The organism is Algoriphagus sp., assembly GCF_024642405.1.
GTDB lineage: Bacteria > Bacteroidota > Bacteroidia > Cytophagales > Cyclobacteriaceae > Algoriphagus.
Genome location: NZ_JAHEBC010000411.1, coordinates 1 through 3193, shown reverse-complemented (window position 1 = coordinate 3193; position 3193 = coordinate 1). Strand labels below are relative to the sequence as shown.

At 39.5% G+C, this 3193-nt stretch carries 3 protein-coding genes; all 3 read right to left on the bottom strand.

Annotated elements, in window-relative coordinates; all coding sequences use genetic code 11:
* Positions 1-183: 183 nt before the first annotated feature.
* Positions 184-1371: a hypothetical protein gene (locus Q0L68_RS18575; protein WP_296705750.1), complete on the bottom strand. Its 1188-nt coding sequence runs from the start codon at positions 1369-1371 to the stop codon at positions 184-186.
* A 100-nt stretch (positions 1372-1471) separates the two neighbouring features.
* A complete protein-coding gene (locus tag Q0L68_RS18570) occupies positions 1472-2176 on the bottom strand; it encodes a gluconate 2-dehydrogenase subunit 3 family protein (protein WP_296705749.1) in 705 nt (234 codons plus the stop codon).
* Between the two features lie 3 nt (positions 2177-2179).
* Positions 2180-3193 (bottom strand): GMC oxidoreductase (locus Q0L68_RS18565; protein WP_296705748.1); only part of this gene is annotated, 1014 nt, incomplete at its 5' end.

The following is a 3193-nucleotide window of genomic DNA, read 5'->3' as shown; positions in this document are numbered from 1 at the left end:
CCACTTGTAAATTAGTCAAATGGCTCTTTTTTTGACAGTATTTTTCAACTAGTCTGGTATTGTAAATCATTGAGTCATTTGTCTTAGTGAATTTTAATTTTCAACTATTTGATAAAAACAGGGTATAGGGTTTTTCTTTTTTAATACCCCATTTTGATTTAGCAAAAGGATAGGCATAAAAATTCACTTCTTAACCAGCTTTACCTTATAGATTCTCAAAAAGTCTTCCTCAACCTCCTCATTAGCTGCCTTTTCTATCCAAAGAAATCCGTTTGCAGATGTGAATCCATCCTTATTAAGACCACTGGGAAGAAGGATATTACCTTCTTGTTCCAACGTTTTTTGATCAAAAATTAATAACCCCTGGTCTAATTCTGCTTCCAGCTTTTCAAAAAGTTCTCCAGCTTCCTCTGGTTTTCCTTGTTCCCACAGCATTTCTGCTTCTTTCATCTTTTGAGGATCTATGCCTGGATAATAATGCAATAATATTTTGCCTTCAATGATATGAATATTGCGTAAGGAAGGGGTACTTCCATTAATGGTAACTGTACCCTCAGAAAACTCAGAAAGATCTTTGGGATCTAGAATCCCAAAGCCTGGAATAGAAAAGGAAATTGTGGTGTCTAAGGAAACTCCTTCTTCCGAAAGGTTGTAAACATGAAGTTTTTGTTCTGCTCCAAGGCCTACATAAAGTTTTCCATCTTTTGTTTCAAAAGCAGGAGAATAGTCGCTTTCATAATAACCTGTGCCGTTTAAAAACATGCTTTCCTCCTCAAATGGAACCATTTCAATGAATTTTGCAGATTCAGGTTCAACTAGTTCTAAAGCTTTGAATGTTTCGTAGAATTTCATTTCGCCGTTAAAACTATCCCTAGACCTGACAGACTTTGTGATTAAATAATTATTTCCATTGATTACTGTGGATTCTGTGTGCTTTCCGGGAAATGCCATAAATCCTGCACCACCCAGGGATTCAGGATGATCCATTCTCTTGATCATATTTCCTTGATAATCATAAAGAAAAATTCCTTTCATCCCAACTATGGCAATTTGATTTGATCCAAAAAAACCGGGGATTTCCATCATGAAACCATAGGCATCGGGAGTATCTTCTGTCTTTGAGAATTTACTTTGAATTTCACCTTCGGCATTCGTGATAATCAGATCCGAGCTCGCAAAATCATAAAAAAGAAATCTCGATCCATCCGATTTAACATCAGCTATAAAAGGATCTCCAAGAATAGCTAGGTCTAAGGAATCCAATATTTCCAATGAATAAGAATTGGGTACGATACTGGATTCTGATTTTTCAGAACAAGAAAAAGCAGATATCACCAAAAGAGATAGGCAGATTTTCAATAAGGATTTCATGTGGTTTAGTTTTTTGAAAAATACTAATAAGAATTTTGTTGAAAAAATCCATAACTAAAAAGCCTCTGATTAAATAACCAGAGGCTTGTGTCTTTAATGTTTAACCGATCAGGTTTCCTTCGTCATCCCATTGGGCTACCGTCCCGCGATCTTCGGGCTTTAGGTAAATAGAAAGATATTTTTCGGGAAGTTGTAATCCATGTTTGTCCATCACTTCCTGAGGAACCCCATCCCAAACATTGGGTTGATTTCCTTTATATCCCATGTATTGCCATCCGGCCTCGGTAGAGAAATATCCCGAGCAAGTCAGGTTTCTCATCATATTAAACCATTTCACGCCCCCTTCATATTCAGGGGCAGCTTTGTCTGGCCAGGCTACTAGTTCAACAATTTCAATAACTTGATCCTTAGAAAGCTCCACAAATGGTTTTCCGAATTTTTCGTCCGCCTCAAAATCCAGCCACATCAATCCACCCCTCATTGGCGTTTGATAATTGGGCATATCCTTCATGATAAACTCCATGAATTCCGGTACCCCGAGCTCAGTGGCTGAAGGTGATTCGGAATCTTTTGGCATAATGATATCAACCAGAATATTCAGTTTCTTCATTTCCTCCTCGGTGAAAAAAGTTTCAGAAAGTAAGGCTTGATCCCGAAGCTTTTCCTCTTCTGTTCTTCCACCTATTCCGCTTGTCAGTGCCGATTGTACTGGTAAAGCTTGTTCTTCCGGTGAACAACCTGCCAAAAATAAGCCTGTTCCAACTGTGCCCGTAAAGAGCAGTTTTAGATTTTCTCGTCTGTTCATGGCTTAAATGTTTTTCTTTTTTAATTGATCAACGATGTAATCTGAAGTTCTCCAGCTCAAAGCTAAAATAGTCCAAGTCGGGTTTTTATCTGCTTGAGATACAAATGGTCCTGCATCCACCACAAATAAATTATCACAGTCATGTGCCTGACAATTGGAGTTTAAAACAGAGCTATTAGGATCGTTACCCATACGGGTTGTCCCAACTTCGTGAATTATCCTGCCTGGACCAGCAAGTCCATACATGGTTTCAGGTCCTGGCTTATTTCCCAAAAGTATTGCTCCGGCACCAGTTAGGATTTCTTCGAAAGTATCCTGCATGTGCTTGGCTTGCTTGATCTCCTGATCTGTCCAATTATAATGGAAACGTAGCACAGGAATACCATACTTATCCACGGTAGTAGGATCAATTTCACAATAGTTTTCATAGCGAGGAATACTTTCTCCTCTACCAGACATCCCCAGAGTTGATCCATAAATTTTACGGATATCCTTTTTCAGACCTTCTCCATATCCTCCATTTGGACTTGGAGCGCCGAATTCATCTTTGATATATTTTCTCATGGAGTCCATGCTTCCTCCAGCCCCGTAGGCCGGTTGGCCCATGCCTCCCCAGTATTCAATATGATAACCTCTTGCGAAATCCAGTTTCTTATTATCTCCCCACCATGGTGTATACATATGCATCCCACCGACTCCATCTTCATTATACCTATCTCTATCAATCAATTCCGGCATAATTCCCATTCTGTCAGCACCCGTAGAATCATGTAGGTAACGACCAAGAGCTCCTGAGTCAGCGCCAATTCCATTTGGATGAGATGCTGATTTAGAGTTCATCATGATACGGGCAGATTCACAAGCTGAAGCCCCAAGGACTACCACTCTTGATTTGAGTTTGTACTCTTTCATATCCACTTTACTGATGAAGGAAACACCTGTTGCTTTCCCTTTTTCATCGGTGGTTACTTTCCGAACCATCGAGTGGGTATAGAGGTCAACTTTCCCCTTTTTCAT

What these genes read in the sequence shown, in the direction of transcription:
- Q0L68_RS18575 (WP_296705750.1), bottom strand. Translation starts at nt 1,371, where the DNA reads ATGAAATCCTTATTGAAAATCTGCCTATCTCTTTTGGTGATATCTGCT.
- Q0L68_RS18570 (WP_296705749.1), bottom strand. Translation starts at nt 2,176, where the DNA reads ATGAACAGACGAGAAAATCTAAAACTGCTCTTTACGGGCACAGTTGGA.